The organism is Cupriavidus necator, assembly GCF_040578825.1.
In the GTDB taxonomy this organism is placed as follows: Bacteria; Pseudomonadota; Gammaproteobacteria; order Burkholderiales; family Burkholderiaceae; genus Cupriavidus; species Cupriavidus necator_E.
The window spans coordinates 106,427-121,818 of sequence record NZ_JBEFLI010000006.1; the positions used below are offsets into that span (position 1 = coordinate 106,427).

At 68.9% G+C, this 15,392-nt stretch carries 11 protein-coding genes; 2 read left to right on the forward strand and 9 right to left on the reverse strand.

Features of this window, described 5'->3' with window-relative positions; translation table 11 throughout:
- Positions 1–139 precede the first annotated feature (139 nt).
- From AB1I47_RS05510 to AB1I47_RS05520, 3 genes are all read right to left on the reverse strand, one after another.
- Positions 140–1,438, reverse strand: coding sequence for an MFS transporter (locus AB1I47_RS05510; RefSeq protein ID WP_354682762.1), 1,299 nt, complete (start codon positions 1,436–1,438; stop codon positions 140–142).
- 107 nt (positions 1,439–1,545) lie between these two features.
- The gene (locus AB1I47_RS05515) at positions 1,546–1,965 is read right to left on the reverse strand and encodes a VOC family protein (protein WP_354682763.1); all 420 of its coding nucleotides are present in this window, start codon (positions 1,963–1,965) and stop codon (positions 1,546–1,548) included.
- A gap of 7 nt (positions 1,966–1,972) precedes the next feature.
- Positions 1,973–2,323: a GFA family protein gene (locus tag AB1I47_RS05520; protein ID WP_354682764.1), complete on the reverse strand. Its 351-nt coding sequence runs from the start codon at positions 2,321–2,323 to the stop codon at positions 1,973–1,975.
- A 186-nt stretch (positions 2,324–2,509) separates the two neighbouring features.
- Between AB1I47_RS05520 and AB1I47_RS05525 the strand changes: the two genes are divergently transcribed.
- The gene (locus AB1I47_RS05525; protein WP_354682765.1) at positions 2,510–3,121 is read left to right on the forward strand and encodes an HD domain-containing protein; all 612 of its coding nucleotides are present in this window, start codon (positions 2,510–2,512) and stop codon (positions 3,119–3,121) included.
- Between the two features lie 134 nt (positions 3,122–3,255).
- On the opposite strand, the gene AB1I47_RS05530 is transcribed toward AB1I47_RS05525, so the two are convergent.
- Entirely contained in the window at positions 3,256–6,846 is a 3,591-nt protein-coding gene (locus AB1I47_RS05530) for an indolepyruvate ferredoxin oxidoreductase family protein (RefSeq protein WP_354682766.1), read from the reverse strand.
- 339 nt (positions 6,847–7,185) lie between these two features.
- On the opposite strand from AB1I47_RS05530, the gene AB1I47_RS05535 reads away from it, so the two are divergent.
- A complete protein-coding gene (locus AB1I47_RS05535) occupies positions 7,186–8,502 on the forward strand; it encodes an NYN domain-containing protein (RefSeq protein ID WP_354682800.1) in 1,317 nt (438 codons plus the stop codon).
- A 180-nt stretch (positions 8,503–8,682) separates the two neighbouring features.
- On the opposite strand, the gene gspF is transcribed toward AB1I47_RS05535, so the two are convergent.
- The 5 genes from gspF to AB1I47_RS05560 are packed head-to-tail and all read right to left on the reverse strand — an operon-like array spanning position 8,683 to position 15,376.
- Positions 8,683–9,900, reverse strand: a complete 1,218-nt coding sequence (gene gspF / locus AB1I47_RS05540; protein WP_354682767.1) for a type II secretion system inner membrane protein GspF — start codon at positions 9,898–9,900, stop codon at positions 8,683–8,685.
- Between the two features lie 14 nt (positions 9,901–9,914).
- The gene (gspE, locus tag AB1I47_RS05545) at positions 9,915–11,444 is read right to left on the reverse strand and encodes a type II secretion system ATPase GspE (protein ID WP_354682768.1); all 1,530 of its coding nucleotides are present in this window, start codon (positions 11,442–11,444) and stop codon (positions 9,915–9,917) included.
- An 8-nt stretch (positions 11,445–11,452) separates the two neighbouring features.
- Positions 11,453–13,876, reverse strand: a complete 2,424-nt coding sequence (gspD, locus tag AB1I47_RS05550) for a type II secretion system secretin GspD (RefSeq protein ID WP_354682769.1) — start codon at positions 13,874–13,876, stop codon at positions 11,453–11,455.
- Between the two features lie 34 nt (positions 13,877–13,910).
- Entirely contained in the window at positions 13,911–14,741 is an 831-nt protein-coding gene (locus AB1I47_RS05555) for a type II secretion system protein N (protein WP_354682770.1), read from the reverse strand.
- On the reverse strand, positions 14,741–15,376 hold the full coding sequence (locus AB1I47_RS05560; RefSeq protein WP_354682771.1) for a type II secretion system protein M: 636 nt from the start codon (positions 15,374–15,376) through the stop codon (positions 14,741–14,743). Before AB1I47_RS05560 ends, AB1I47_RS05555 begins: the two co-directional genes overlap by 1 nt.
- Between the last annotated feature and the right edge of the window lie 16 nt (positions 15,377–15,392).

Sequence of the window (15,392 nt, forward strand, 5' to 3'; positions counted from 1 at the left end):
GCGGCGCCGGCCGAAGGGGTAGGGGAGTCGGGCATTGGCGGGGTGCGGCGGCAGCCCGGACACTGCCGCGTCCAGAGCTGCAAAAGCCGTCATTGTCCCGCATCGACGCAAATTCGACATGACAGCGCCGCGAGCGCGGCTAGCGGTGCGCCCCCTCCATCCGCAGCAGCCCGCGCCGATGCAGCGCGTAGCCGAACGCCAGCAGCGCGGCCAGCGCCAGCGCCACCATCGCCCAGAGCATCAGCCAGTAGCCGCCCGCGGCGCTCCACAGCAGCGCGCCCAGCCACGGCGCCACGGCCTGCATCAGCAGCACCGGCGTCATCATCAGCCCGTTGAGCGTGGCGTAGTGGTGGCGCGAGATCAGCTCGGGCATGGCCATCGCCCGCAGCATGGTGTTGACGCCGTTGGCGCAGCCATACAGCACCGCGGCCACCATCAGCCAGGCGCCGTGCCCGAGCGCAAAGCACAACAGCCCCGCGCTCATCAGCAGATAGACCGGCAGCGACAGCCGCACCGGATGCCGTACCGCCGCGCGCATCATCAGCAGGCGGCCCACCACCTGCGCCGGGCCGATCAGCGCCGCCACCACCAGTTGCTGCGCGATCGGCAGGCCTTTCTCGGTCAGCATCGGGATCAGGTGCGCGCCCAGCAGCGAGGCCACCACCGCGGTCGCGGTGAAGGCCAGCACCACGGCCCAGAACACCGGCTGGCGCAGCGTGGTGCGGGCGATGCCGTGGCCGCCGGCGGCGGCGTCGGACGGGGTCATGCCGGCGTAGGTGGGATGCAGCGCGTAGCGCATGCGCGCATGCAGCGGCGCGCAGACCAGCAGGTTCAGCATGGCAAAGCCGATCAGCGTCGGGCGCCAGCCGGCATGGATCACCAGCCATTGCGCCAGCGGCACGAAGATCGTGCTGGCAAAGCCGGCCATCAGCGTGACCGCCATGATCGGCTTCTGGTACTGGTCGCCATACGCCTGGCGCAGCACCACGAAGGCGGGTTCGTACAGCGTGGTCGCCATGGCCAGCCCCAGCGGCACCCACATCAGCACGAACATGGCGGGCGAGGGCGTCCACGCCCACAGCAGCAGGCCGAGCGCGGCCAGCACCGAACCGGCGCCCATTACCTTGCGCGCCGGGGCGCGGTCCAGCAGCCGCCCGACCGCGAACGAGCACATCGCCCACACCAGCAGCCCCAGCGAATAGCCGCCCGCCAGAAAGGGCTTGGACCAGCCCAGGCTGCGGATCATCGGGTCGATAAAGACAGTGAAGGCGAAGTACAGCGTGCCCCAGGAGATGGTCTCGGTCAGGCCGAGGATCCAGACCAGCCGGCGCGGCGGCGTGGCGGGGTGCGCGGGCCCGGCGCGGGCCGGGCTGGCGTCTGGGTCGGCATGGACCGCCTGAGCGGCGTCCGCGTCGGAGCTGGCTTCCAGTGTTGTCATGGCGGGCCCGGCGGGGGATGTCGCCATGGTTGGCGGCGCGTGGGGCCAGTCGGAAATTGTAGCGATGCCGCGCGTCCGCTGCGCGCGGCAGAAGTGGGGTGCGCGCTTTACTGTGCGGTCACCGGCGTGGGCGGCCCCTTCAGCTCGACCACGTTGCCGTCCGGGTCGCGGATGTACAGCGACGGTCCCTTGCCCTCGGCGCCGAAGCGCTGCTCCACCTCGCCCGCCTGCACGCCATGCTGCGCCAGCCACGCGCGCAGCGCGCCGGCGTCGAACGGCTCGATGCGCAGGCAGAAGTGGTCAAGGTTGCGCCCCTCGGCACCCGGCCCGGCGCCGCCGGCGCGTCCCAGCGGCCCGTCCAGCGAGACCAGGTCGATCAGCGCATTGCCCGCGCGCAACTGCGTCAGCCCCAGATCGGTCTGCTCGCGCTCCACGCTGCAGCCCAGCACGTCGACATAAAAACGCCGCAGCGCGTCCACGTCGGCGCTGCGCAGTACCAGGTGGTCGATGCCGAGGAGGCGGAACATGGCGGTCTCAGTGGTGCAGTCCGTCATAGTCGATGATCTTCAGGCTGTCGAGATCCACGTTATCCAGGCAGCGCACATTGACCGCGGCCATCGGCTTGCCGTCCTTGTCCTGGCCATCCGCATACGGCCCGCAGCCGCACACCGGGCAGAAGCGGTGCGCGATCTTCATGGTGTTGAAGCGATAGGTGGAGGCATTGGTTTCCGGCGTATCCAGCCTGAAGCTCGCGCGCGGCACGAACCACAGCAGGTGGCCGCGGCGACGGCAGATCGAGCAGTTGCAGCGGATCACGCTGGGGATGCTGTCGGCCTCGACTTCAAACGCGATCGCGCCGCAGTGGCAGCTTCCGTGGAAGGTCATGTCGTCTCCTTGGTTTTGTCGACCGGCACGCCTGTGCCGTGAAATTCCGTGGGAAATACTGGTGCGCCGCAATATGGCGGCGCATTGTTGGTTTTTTGACAGTGTAGCCCCGCCACGGATGCCACAATGCCCTCAACGATTTCAGGACGATGGCGGCCACTACACGCCCACAAAAAGGAGACCAGCATGAGCGACACCCACGCGCCCGCGCGCGCCAGCTTCAGCCATATGGAAGACAGTACCCGCGAAGACTGGGCCGCCATCTCGGCCGAGTTCATGCCGTTCGCGCAGGCGCTGCCGGATCGCGTGCTGGCGCATCTGCGGCTGCTCGATGGCGATTGCGGCGGCTTTCCGGTGGACCGGCTGACGCATTCGCTGCAGACCGCGACGCTGGCGCACCGCGACGGGCGGGACGAGGAGTATGTGGTCTGCGCGCTGCTGCACGATATCGGCGATACGCTCGGCAGCTTCAACCATCCCGATATCGCCGCCGCCATCCTGAAGCCCTTCGTCAGCGCCGAGAACCTGTGGATGGTGGAAAAGCATGGCGTGTTCCAGGGTTACTACTTCTTCCATCACCTCGGGCTGGACCGCAACCTGCGTGAGCAATATCGCAGCCAGCCGGAGCTGTTCGAGCGCACCGCGGAGTTCTGCCGCAAGTACGATGCCGCGGCCTTCATGACGGATTACGACACGCTGCCGCTGTCGTTCTTTGAGCCGATGGTGCGGCGGGTGCTGTCGCAGCCGCGGAATTCGATGTATGTGAAGCCGGGGGAGACGACGCTGGCGCAGGTGTAAAGCGGCGCCCCTGTGAGGGCGGGAGTATCCACGAACTGAAGCGCGTCGGTATGCCAGCGCCTGCCCTCTCCCCGGCCACTCTCCCGCTGGCGGGAGAGGGGAGGAACAGAGGAGAGCTGGATAGGCTTTCGCGGTTATGCCGCCCGCTGCGCCGTCTCCGGATGCCGGAACTGCTCCAGCAATTTGGCCCAGCGCGCGCGCACTGCCTTCAGGTTGTTTTCCTTCACATGCCCGAAGCCGCGGATATCGTCCGGCAGGTTGGCCAGCTCCACCGCGGTGTTGTAGTTGGCGGCATTCAGGCCCGCCACCAGTTCATCCAGCAGCGCCCGGTACTCGCCGATCAGCGCGCGCTCGGTACGGCGTTCCTCGGTCTTGCCGAAGACATCGAACATGCCGCCGCGCAGCCCCTTCAGCTTCGCCAGCACGCGGAACACGTGCATCGTCGACGGACCGAACTTGCGCTTGACCAGCTCGCCCTTGTCATTGCGCTTCGAGGTCAGCGGCGGAGCCAGCCAGAAGTTGAGCTCGTAGTCCTTGCCCGGCTCGCCTTCGAACTGCGCACGCAGCTTGTCGAGGAAGACAGGGTCGGTGTAGAGCCGCGCCACCTCGTACTCGTCCTTGTACGCCATCAGCTTGGCCAGGTTGCGCGCCGCGGCCTCGGTCAGCGGCAGTGCCTTGCCGCTGGCCAGCGCGCTTTCGGCCGCGCGCACGCGGTCGATGGCTTCGCGGTAAGTGCGGGCGTAGGCGGCATCCTGGTACGCCGTCAGGTGCTCCATGCGGCGGGCGATCAGCTTGTCCAGCATCGCGCCGGTCGAGGTCGGCAGCTTCACCACTTCCGCGCCTTCGGCGGTGGTCTTCAGCTTGCCGGTCAGCGACAGCACATGCTCGGGGTCGTGGGCCATATGGCGGCCCCAGTCGAATGCGGCCTTGTTCTTTTCCACAGCGACGCCGTTGAGCTCGATCGCGCGCTCAAGCGCCTGCAGCGTCAGCGGGATCCAGCCCTTCTGCCAGGCAAAGCCCAGCACCAGCGGGTTGGTGTAGATGGCATCGCCCAGCAGCGCCACGGCAAGGCCGCTGGCGTTGATGAACTCGCACTTCTCGCCCACCGCGGTGCGCACGTCCTGCTCGGCCGACAGGCCCGGGAACTGCCACTTCGGGTTCTTGATGAAATCCGCCGTCGGCGTCTGCGCCGTGTTGACCACGGCGCGGGTGCGGCCGGCCTGGGTCTTGGAGATGACCTCGTCGGTGGCCGACACGATCGCATCGCAGCCGATCACCAGGTCGGCCTCGCCCATGGCGATACGGGTGGCATGCAGGTCGTCCGGGCGCGCGGCAAGCTGCACGTGCGACAGCACCGCGCCACCCTTCTGCGCCAGCCCCGCCATGTCGAGCACGGTCACGCCCTTGTTCTCCAGGTGCGCGGCCATGCCCAGCAGGCCGCCAATGGTCACCACGCCGGTGCCGCCCACGCCGGTCACCAGGATGCCATAGGCGCGGCGGATCGGCGGCAGTTCGGGGTCAGGCAGCGCGGGCAGGGTACCCATCGACACGCCATGCTGCTCGGGCTTGCGCACCTGCGCGCCTTCGGCCGTGACAAAGCTCGGGCAGAAGCCGTTCAGGCACGAGAAATCCTTGTTGCATGACGACTGGTTGATCTGGCGCTTGGTGCCCAGCTCGGTTTCCAGCGGCTCCACCGACAGGCAGTTGGACTTGACCGAGCAGTCGCCGCAGCCTTCGCACACCGTGTCGTTGATGAAAACGCGGCGGGCGGGGTCTTCCATCGTGCCGCGCTTGCGGCGGCGGCGCTTCTCGGTGGCGCAGGTCTGGTCGTAGATCAGGATGGTGCAGCCCGGCTCCTCGCGCAGCTCGCGCTGCACGCTGTCGAGCTGGTCGCGGTGATGGATGGTGATGCCTTCGGGCAGCTTGATCGCGCCGTTGTACTTCTCCGGCTGGTCGCTGACGATGACGATCTTCTTTGCGCCTTCGCTGTGCACCTGCCAGGCGATGTCCCGCACCGACAGCTGGCCGTCCACCGGCTGGCCGCCGGTCATCGCCACCGCATCGTTGTACAGGATCTTGTAGGTGATGTTGACGCCCGCCGCGATCGACGCGCGGATCGCCAGCAGCCCGGAGTGGAAGTAGGTGCCGTCGCCCAGGTTGGCGAACACATGCTTGTCGCCCGCGAACGGCGCCTGGCCGATCCACGCCACGCCTTCGCCGCCCATCTGGCTGAAGGTGCTGGTATTGCGGTCCATCCACACCGTCATGTAGTGGCAGCCGATGCCGGCCAGCGCGCGCGAACCCTCGGGCACGTTGGTCGAGGTGTTGTGCGGGCAGCCCGAGCAGAACCATGGCTTGCGCTCGGCAGTCACGCGCGGCGTGGCCAGCGCCTTTTCCTTGGCCTCGATGATGGCCAGGCGCGCGGTGATGCGCGCGCGCACGTCGATCGGCAGCTCGAATTTGTCCAGCCGCGTGGCGATGGCCTTGGCAATGATTGCCGGCGACAGCTCATAGTGCGCCGGCAGCAGCCAGTTGCTTTGCGGGATCGACCATTCGCCGCCCGCGTTGTCCTTCTCGTCGAACTTGCCGTAGACCTTGGGGCGCACGTCGTCGCGCCAGTTGTACAGCTCTTCCTTGAGCGCGTACTCCATGATCTGGCGCTTCTCTTCGACCACCAGAATTTCCTGCAGTCCCTCGGCAAACGCGCGCGCGCCGTGCGCTTCCAGAGGCCAGACGCAGCCCACCTTGTACAGGCGGATGCCGATCTGCGCGCAGGTCGCGTCGTCCAGGCCCAGGTCGGCCAGCGCCTGGCGCGTGTCGAGGTAGGCCTTGCCGCCGGTCATGATGCCGAAGCGCGCATGCGGAGAATCGATCTCGATGCGGTCCAGCTTGTTGGCACGCACATAAGCCAGTCCCGCGTACCACTTATAGTCGAGCAGCCGCGCTTCCTGCTCCAGCGGCGGGTCCGGCCAGCGGATATTGAGGCCGCCCGGCGGCATCATGAAATCACTCGGCAGCGCGATCTGCACGCGGTGCGGATCCAGCTCGACCGAGGCCGACGATTCGACCACGTCGGTCACGCACTTCATCGCCACCCATAGCCCGGAGTAGCGGCTCATGGCCCAGCCATGCAGGCCATAGTCCAGGTATTCCTGCACGTTCGACGGATACAGCACCGGCAGGCCGCAGGCCTTGAAGATGTGCTCGGACTGGTGCGCCAGCGTCGAAGACTTGGCTGAATGGTCGTCACCGGCCAGCACCAGCACGCCGCCGTGCTTGGAAGAGCCGGCCGAGTTGGCGTGCTTGAACACATCGCCGGTGCGGTCCACGCCCGGCCCCTTGCCGTACCACATGCCGAAGACCCCGTCGAACTTCGCGTCGGGGTACATGTTGACCTGCTGCGACCCCCATACCGCGGTCGCGGCCAGGTCTTCGTTCAGCCCGGCCTGGAACACGATGTTGTGCGCGGCAAGGTGCTTCTTGGCCTTCCACAGCGACTGGTCCAGAGCGCCCAGCGGCGACCCCCGGTAGCCGGAGATAAAACCGGCAGTGTTCAGCCCGGCGGCACGGTCGCGCTCCTGCTGCAGCATCGGCAGGCGTACCAGCGCCTGCGTGCCGCTGATGTAGATGCGGCCACGCTCCAGCGTGTATTTGTCGTCGAGGGAAACATTTGCGAGCGCGCGGCGGATGGCGTCGCTGACCGGAGGGGTCAGGGGGGCATTCATAGGTGCTCCTCTATGGGCGTGTTGTCGGGATCACCGACACCTACAGTTGTGGGCAACCGCCTCGCTGGCCTCTTGTGAAGGCGTCGGGCGGTCGTGTCTCTGCGCGGCATGGTAGCACCGCCACATAATCGGCGGTACCTTGCAGTGCAGCACAAAGCGTGCCCGTGGCGCCCGTGATTTCCCGTATGGACAGGGGTTCGCGTGTACACTGCGTTGCATCGAGACGGCCCGTGCCAACGCCAGGCTGTCCGCGATGCGCCACATCTGCAGCGCCAGCCTGGTGCAACCTGCTTTCCGATTGCTCGTCCTATGCATGAGCAAACCAGCGACTACCTGAACATGACCAATTCCCCCCGCCAGGGCACCGCGACCCTGGCCGTGCTGATCGACGCCGACAACGCGGCGCCCGCCATCGTCGAAGGCCTGCTGGCCGAGGTCGCCAAATACGGCGTGGCCGCCGTCAAGCGCATCTACGGCGACTGGACCCGCCCCAACCTGGCCGGCTGGAAGGAGCGGCTGCTGTCGCACTCGATCCAGCCGATCCAGCAGTTCCGCTACACCGTGGGCAAGAACGCCACCGACAGCGCGATGATCATCGACGCCATGGACCTGCTGTACACCGGGCGCTTCGACGGTTTCTGCATCGTCTCGAGCGACAGCGACTTCACCCGGCTGGCCTCGCGCATCCGCGAGCAGGGGCTGACCGTGTACGGCTTCGGCGAGCGCAAGACGCCCAAGCCCTTCGTCACCGCCTGCGACAAGTTCATCTACTCTGACGTGCTGCGCGCCGCCGACGCCGATGTCGAAGCCGATGGCGGCGACGGGACCACCGCGCCCACGCGCAAGCGCAGCACCGGCGAGCTGCGCCAGGATTCGCGCCTGGTGCGCCTGCTGCAGAGCGCGGCGCAGGCAGTGTCGGACGAGGACGGCTGGCTGACGCTCGGCAGCATGGGCAACCACATCGCCAAGCAGGCGCCGGAATTCGACTCGCGCAACTATGGCTACGGCAAGCTCTCGGAGCTGGTGGCTGCCACGGGGCTGTTCGAGGTCGAAACCCGCAACGGCGGCAACAACAAGACCATCTGGGTGCGGCTGAAGAAGCGTTCCAGGGGTGGCAGCGAGGGCGATGGGCGCGGCCAGCCGCAAGCGCAGCCCCAGCAGCAGCGCCCGGCGCAGCAGCAGCAACCTGCCCACCAGGCAGAGTCGCCGCGCCGCAACCCGGGGCCTGTCGCCGCGGAAGCGCCTGTACTGGCTCCTGAACCGGCGCCGGTGCCGGAGCCCGTGCTCGCGCAGCCAGAGCCGGAACCGGAAGCCGAGCCGCCGTTCGTGGCTGCCGATGCCGTGCAGCCTGAGCCCGAAGCGGTACCGGAGCTGGAAGCCGCGCCGCAGCCCGACCCGGAGCCCACGCCGCGTGGCCGTGCGGGCGCGCGCAAGCGCGCGGCGCGCCGTCCGGACGTGACGCTCAGCGAAACGCCGTGGCCGATCGATCAGTCTGTGTTTGCCGCACCCGGGACGACGGTGCTGACGGCGCAGGTGGAGGCGCAGCCTGAGGTGCAGCCGGTACCCACGCCGGAACCTGCCGCCGAACCGGCGCCCGCGCCGGCGAGGAAGCCGCGCAGGCGGCCGAGCAAGAAGGTGGCGTCAGCGGCGGAGTAACGCCGGTTTGCTCCGCTCTCCCGCCTGCGGGAGAACGGAGCGTATGCGTGGGCTCATGGCATTTTTCGGATGCGCGAGCGTGCGAGGGTTTTCTTCCCTCTCCCGCTTGCGGGAGAGGGAAGCGTCCGCCAGGGGCGTCAGCTAATGCAGGCGCCTTCGGCGCGCCGCTGCTTCCCCACGCTACCGCACCAACTGGTTGATCTCGATAATCGGCATCAACACCGCCAGCACGATCAGCAGTACCACCACCCCCATCGTCAGGATCAGCAGCGGCTCCAGCAGGCTCGTCAGGAACAGCGTGCGCCGTTCCAGTTCCTGCGCCTCGCCCTGCGCGGCGCGGTCCAGCATCACGGGCAGGTTGCCGGTGGCCTCGCCGGAGCGGATCAGGTGCACCAGCACCGGCGGGAACTGGTTCTGCGCGGCCAGCGCGCGCGCCAGCGACGCGCCTTCGCGCACCCGCGTGTTGGCGTCTTCGACGTTGGCGCGCAGCGCCTCGTTGGTCAGCGTCTCGCCGGCGGCCTGCAGGCTGCGCAGGATCGGCACGCCGGCCGATACCAGGATCGCCAGCGTGCCGGCAAAGCGCGCGGTGTTGTAGCCGCGGATCAGCTTGCCCAGCAGTGGCGCGGTCAGCAGCCAGCGGTGCCATTCCAGCCGCACCGCGGGCTGCTTCAGCACGCTGCGGATGGTGAGCGCCGCCACCGCGATCACCGCCAGCGCCGCCCACCACCAGTTACGCACGAAGTCCGACAGCGCCAGCATGATGATGGTCAGCGTCGGCAGCTTCTGCTTGGTGTTGGCGAACACGCTCACCACCTGCGGCACCACGTACGACAGCAGGAAGATCACGATCGCAAACGCCACCACGGTGACGATCGCCGGATAGGTAAAGGCCAGCCGGATCTTGGACGTCAGCGTGTTGCGCGATTCGATATAGCCCGCCAGCCGCTCCAGCACCAGGCCGAGGTGGCCGGAGTGCTCGCCGGCCGAGACCAGCGCGCGGTAGATATCGGGGAAGTCGCGCGGATGCTGCGCCAGCGCCACCGACAGCGAGCTGCCGCCCATCACCTCGGCGCGGATGCCGGCCAGCAGCTCGTGCACGTAGGCGCGCTCGGCCTGGTCGGCGAGCGCACCCAGCGCTTCGTCCAGCGGCAGGCCGGCCACGATCAGGCTGGCAAGCTGGCGCGTGAACAGCGCCTGCTCCTGCGTCGACAGCTTGCGCGCAAAGCGCTGGCTGCCGCTGCGCGGCGCCAGTCCGGCACCGGCCAGCGCATCGACGGTCAGCGGCGTCAGCCCGCGTGCGCGCAACTGCGAGCGCGCCTGGCGCGGGCTGTCAGCCTCGATCACGCCGCGGTCGGTCTTGCCGGCGGCGTCGGCGGCTTCGTAGCGGAAGGCTGGCATCCGGGCGGCTCCGCTCAGTCGCGCGTCACGCGCAACACTTCCTCAAGCGAGGTCGCGCCGCTGTCGATCCAGCGCTGCGCATCGCCGCGCATGGTGTGCATGCCGCGCGCCAGCGCCCGCTGCTTGATCTCGGATTCGGGGGACTGCCGGTGGATCATGGTGCGGATCTCGTCATCGACGGTCAGCAGCTCATAGACGCCCATGCGCCCCTGGTAGCCCGACTGCGCGCACTTGTCGCAGCCCACCGGGTGCCACACGCGCTGCAGTGGCTTGCCCTCCGCCTGCAGCACCTCGGCCTCGGCAGCGGTCACCTCGATCACATCCTCGCGCTTGCAGTTGGGGCACAAGCGCCGTACCAGCCGCTGCGCCAGCACGCCCAGCAGCGACGACGACAGCAGGAACGGCTCGATCCCCATGTCGACCAGCCGCGTCACGGCCGAGGCCGAGTCGTTGGTGTGCAGCGTGGCCAGCACCAGGTGGCCGGTCAGCGACGCCTGCACCGCGATCTGCGCGGTCTCCAGGTCGCGGATTTCGCCGATCATCACCACGTCCGGGTCCTGGCGCAGGATCGCGCGCAAGGCCTTGCCGAAGGTCATGTCGATGCGCGGGTTGACCTGGGTCTGGCCGATGCCGTCGAGGTCGTACTCGACCGGGTCTTCCACCGTCATGATGTTGGTGGTGCGCGCATCCAGCCGCGACAGCGCCGCGTACAGCGTGGTGGTCTTGCCCGAGCCGGTCGGCCCGGTCACCAGCACGATGCCGTGCGGCTGGTTGATCAGGTGATCGAAGCCGCGCAGCGTGCCGGGCGCCATGCCCAGCTTGGCCAGGTCGAGCCGGCCCGCTTCCTTGTCGAGCAAACGCAGCACCGCGCGCTCGCCGTGGCCGGTCGGCAGCGTCGACACGCGCACGTCCACCGGCCGCCCGCCCACGCGCAGCGTGATGCGGCCGTCCTGGGGCAGCCGTTTCTCGGCGATGTCGAGCTGCGCCATGATCTTGATGCGCGAGATCAGCGCGCCGTGCAGCGCCTTCTTGGGCCGCACCACGTCGCGCAGCGTGCCGTCGACGCGGAAGCGCACTACCGACGACGACTCGAACGGCTCGATATGGATATCCGAGGCGCCTTCGCGCGCGGCCTGCGTCAGCAGCGCGTTGATCATGCGGATGATGGGCGCATCGTCCTCGGACTCGAGCAGGTCTTCCACCGCGGGGATGTCCTGCATCAGCCGCGACAGGTCGACCTCGCCCTCGACTTCGCCCACCACCTGCGCGGCGCTGCCGTCCTGCCGGTTGTAGGCGTCGGACATGGCGAGCTCGAGCGCCGCCGGCTCCAGCACGCGCAGCCGCAGCGCGCCGTGCACGCGCGCCACTTCGGCCAGCGCGGTGGGCGAGGTGGCGCGGCTGACCCACACCTCGAGCCCGTCGGGGCGCTGGTGCGCGATCAGCAGCGGCGCTTCGCGCGCAAAGCCGTACGAAACCAGCCGCGCCGCCATCGGCGACGGCGGCTCTAGCGCTTCGGGGGCAGGGGTCTGTACTTCGCTTGCCATGGCAGGGCTCAGTTCTGGCCGGCCGTGGCCGGCGGTGCGGCCGATTCACCGCGCTGGTTCAGCGACTGCGGGGCCGCCGAGGGCGGCGCCACCGGCTGCGGCTGACCGGGCTGCGGCGCGTTTTGCGGAAGCGTCTGCGGCAGCGGCAGCGGCGCGGCAACCGGGCCGTTCGCGCGCGGGTTGATGAACGGCGTGGTCGGCGCGTCGGCCGGCGGCAGCATCGGCGTATTGGTGTCGCGCACCATGATGTTAGGCGATACGAAGCCCTGCTGCTGCGCGCGCATGTAGTCGTAGCGGTCCTGGGTCAGGCGGTCGGCGGCGCCGGCCGTGCGCATCACATACGGGCGCAGGAACACCAGCAGGTTGGTCTTGCCGCGGTTCTTGTTCTCGTAGCGGAACAGGCCGCCGATAAACGGGATGTCGCCCAGCAGCGGCACCTTCTGCACGCCGTCGCCATACGAATCCTCGATCAGCCCGCCCAGCACGATGATCTGGCCGTCGTCGACCAGCACATTGGTCTCGATCGAGCGCACATTGGTGGTCGGTCCCTGGACTTGCGCGAGCGTGCCCGGCACCACCGACGACGATTCCTGGAAGATCTGCATCTTCACCAGCCCGCCGTCGGTGATCTGCGGCTTGACCCGCAGCGTGATGCCGACGTCCTTGCGGTCGAAGGTCTGGAACGGCGTGACCGAGGCGGCGCCGCCGGTCTGCGCGTAGGAGCCGGTAGTGATCGGGATGTTCTGGCCGATCAGGATCTTGGCTTCCTCGTTTTCCAGCGTGATCAGATTCGGCGTCGACAGCAGGTTGACGCTGCCGTCGGTGCCCAGCGCGCGCAGCAGCGCCCCGAGCCCGAGTGCGCGGTTGACTACGCCCAGGTTCAGCCCGCCCACGTCGGGCACCAGCGATTGCGCCGCCGCGATGCCGGCGGTGCGGTTGCTGTCGAACAGCGCGCCGGCCAGCGACAGGTTCAGGATGTTCTGCCCGCCGGTGCCGAAATTGGTGCCGGCAAAGACATTGTTGTTGCCGCCCGGCGAACTGATCAGGCCCTGCCACTGGATGCCGAGCTGGCTCGCCTGCGTCGAGGTCACCTCGACGATCATCGATTCGATATAGACCTGCGCGCGGCGCGCATCCAGGTCGTCGATCACGCCGCGCAGGTTGCGGTAGACCGGCTCGCTGGCGGTGATGATCAGCGAGTTGGTGGACGGGTCGGCCTGGATGATGCCGCCGGTGGTCGGCTGCGTGCTGGTGCCGAACGACGCGGCGAAGGCCGAATTGCCGTAGGCGCCGCCCGTGCCGCCGCCGGTACCGCCGCGCATGCCGGCCTGCGTGCCGGTGGCGCCGCCGGTGAACTGCCCGCCCGCCGGGGTCGAGACATTGGTCATGCCCCCCTGCGCGCCGCCAATGCCGCCGGCGGCGCCCGCGGCGCCGGGCTGGGTCGAGGTGGAGAAGCTGCTGTCGGCGGCGACGATCGCGCGCAGCGTTGCCGCCAGCTTCACGGCATCGGCGTTCTTCAGCGGTACCACCCAGATGTTGCCGGGGCGTGCGTAGGGCTGGTCGAGCTTCTCGATCAACTGGCGTGCCTGCTGCAGCCGCGCGCGGCTGGAAGCGCGCACCATCAGCGCATTGCTGCGCGGTTCGGCCACCACCGTGGTGCGCAGTGTGGCGTCGACGCCGGGCGCCGCACCGCCGCCGGCCGCACCAGCCGCCGCGGGATCCATCAGCTTCTGCAGCACCAGCGCGGTGTCGCTGGCCAGCGCGTGCTTGAGTGGCACCAGCTCGACCTCGCCCGAAGCCGGCGCATCGATGGCGGCGATGATGCGCGCCAGCCGGCGCAGGTTGTCGGCGTAGTCGGTGATGACCAGCGTATTGTTGGCCGGATACGCGGTGATGGTGTTGTTGGGCGCGATCATCGGCCGCAGCACCGGCACCAGGTTGTTGGCCGACTCATAGTTGAGCCGGAACACCTGCGTCACCACCTGGTCGCCGCGGCTGGGGCTGGCGCCGATCACCGTGGGCGACCCCTGCAGCTTGGCGTCGGCTTCCGGCACGACCTTGGTGAAGCCGTTGCTCTCGACCATCGCATAGCCCTGCATGCGCAGCACCGAGCCCAGCGTCTGCAGCGCCTGCGCGCGCGATACCGGCTGCTCGGTCACCAGGTTCACCGTCCCCTTGACGCGCGGGTCGATCACAAAGTTCTTGCCGGTGGCCTGGCCGACCGCCTTGATCACGGATTCGAGGTCGGCATTGACGAAGTTCAGCACCACCTGGTCACGGTTGGCCGGCGAGATGTCCGGCGGCGCCGACGGACTGACGGCGCCGGGCTGGGCCCACAGCGGCGCGGGCGCCAGCAGCGAGATCCCGCACAGCAGGGCCACGGCGCGGGCGCAGGCGGTCTGGAAAACAGGTCGGTTGGCGTGGGTTGTCATAGTCGTTTCCGTGCGCTTCTGCTTCTGCCTGGCGTCAGAAGCGCAGCCTTGTCACATGGTTGTCTCGTCGTCCCAGCAGGCTCAGCAGGCTGGCCAGCTGGTTTGCCGCCTCGGGTTCGGCCTGCGCGGTGCCCTCGAAGCGCGCCTGCCGGCCCAGCGTGCCGCTGCCCTCCAGGTGCAGCGGTCCGGCGATGGTACTCAGTTGCAGCTTGCCGCCGCCCGCGCCGGCCCAGTCGATCTCGGCGCGGTAGCTGCCCAGCGGGCGCAGCCGGCTCACCGCCGACGACACCTGCTCGATGCGCAGCGTCATATGCCCCGTCATCTGGCCGCTGCCGCCGTTGGTGTTCTTTCCCGAAAAACTCCCCTGCAGCGTGGACCAGTCCAGGCGCATCATTCCATCCGGGCGCAGCGTGTTGAACGGCGCGCCGATGCCTTCGAGCAGCGCCGCCGGCAAGCGGATCGCGCCGGCCTGCGCGGTCCAGCCGCCCGGCGTCACGGTCACCGCCACCGGCGCGGCCATCGTCTCCGTGTGGCTGACCACCAGCCGCGCGGTGCCGGTCAGCAGCGGCCAGAACGCCAGCTTCCATTGCAGCCGCCCGGGCAGCACGGTCGCGGTCTGGCTGCCCGCGCCGGCCGACAGCGCCAGCGTGGCGCTGCCACGCCACATTGAGCCGCTGGCATCGGCCAGCAGTACCCGTCCCTGCGTCTGCGTGGCTACGCGGGCGGCGATCCAGGTCGCCGGCAGCATCGCCACCACGGTTACCGCCGCGCTCGCCAGCCCGATCGCAAGCCAGCGCAACCGCCGCCACGCGCCCGGCTGGCGCAGCTTGCGGCGCGGCAGCCGCAGCGTTTCCAGCCGTACCATCAGCTCCGGCCGCCCGGACCCTGCAGGGTCGCACTGACATTGACCAGCGCCGTGGCGCCGACATAGACGATGCGGGCGTCGATCACTTTCATCCGCTGCTGCTGGCGCACAGCCTGCAGCCAGCCGCTGACCGCCCCGAAGGGTACCTTGTCGAGCTGCACCTGCACGCTGTTGTCCGCGCCGGCGGCAAGCCGGGTCGCCTTCAGGCCGTGCTGGCCCAGGCTGTCCTGCAGCGCCTGCGTCAGCGCTTCACCGCGCAGCGACGGCGCCGGCGAGGCCTTCAGGCCGCGCGCTTCCTGCGCCAGTGTTTCCATCTCCGCGAGCTCCGCGCGCATCTGCGGCAGGCTGCGCGCCAGCCGCTGGCGGCCCTCGGCGGCCGGCTCCCACAGCAGCGTGTAGCCGATCACCAGCGCCAGCACCGCGCCGCCGCCAGCCAGGATCGCCTGCTCGCGCGGGTTGCGCGCTGACCAGAAGGCGTTGAAGCGTTCCCGCCAGGCCTGCGGCACCGACGGGCGCAGCCGCGCCAGCCGCGCGCGCAGCGCGGCGGGGGAGGCGGGCCGGGCAGGGCCGGTGTGGCCCGTCTGTACGGTCCGGCGGGATGTCTGGCTGCGGGCGGAGTCTTTCATTGCGTTCATGCTTGCGCGTCGGCCA

Coding starts and splice junctions, on each gene's coding strand:
- AB1I47_RS05510 (WP_354682762.1), bottom strand. CDS start 1,438: ATGACAACACTGGAAGCCAGCTCCGACGCGGACGCCGCTCAGGCGGTC.
- AB1I47_RS05515 (WP_354682763.1), bottom strand. CDS start 1,965: ATGTTCCGCCTCCTCGGCATCGACCACCTGGTACTGCGCAGCGCCGAC.
- AB1I47_RS05520 (WP_354682764.1), bottom strand. CDS start 2,323: ATGACCTTCCACGGAAGCTGCCACTGCGGCGCGATCGCGTTTGAAGTC.
- AB1I47_RS05525 (WP_354682765.1), top strand. CDS start 2,510: ATGAGCGACACCCACGCGCCCGCGCGCGCCAGCTTCAGCCATATGGAA.
- AB1I47_RS05530 (WP_354682766.1), bottom strand. CDS start 6,846: ATGAATGCCCCCCTGACCCCTCCGGTCAGCGACGCCATCCGCCGCGCG.
- AB1I47_RS05535 (WP_354682800.1), top strand. CDS start 7,186: ATGACCAATTCCCCCCGCCAGGGCACCGCGACCCTGGCCGTGCTGATC.
- gspF (WP_354682767.1), bottom strand. CDS start 9,900: ATGCCAGCCTTCCGCTACGAAGCCGCCGACGCCGCCGGCAAGACCGAC.
- gspE (WP_354682768.1), bottom strand. CDS start 11,444: ATGGCAAGCGAAGTACAGACCCCTGCCCCCGAAGCGCTAGAGCCGCCG.
- gspD (WP_354682769.1), bottom strand. CDS start 13,876: ATGACAACCCACGCCAACCGACCTGTTTTCCAGACCGCCTGCGCCCGC.
- AB1I47_RS05555 (WP_354682770.1), bottom strand. CDS start 14,741: ATGGTACGGCTGGAAACGCTGCGGCTGCCGCGCCGCAAGCTGCGCCAG.
- AB1I47_RS05560 (WP_354682771.1), bottom strand. CDS start 15,376: ATGAACGCAATGAAAGACTCCGCCCGCAGCCAGACATCCCGCCGGACC.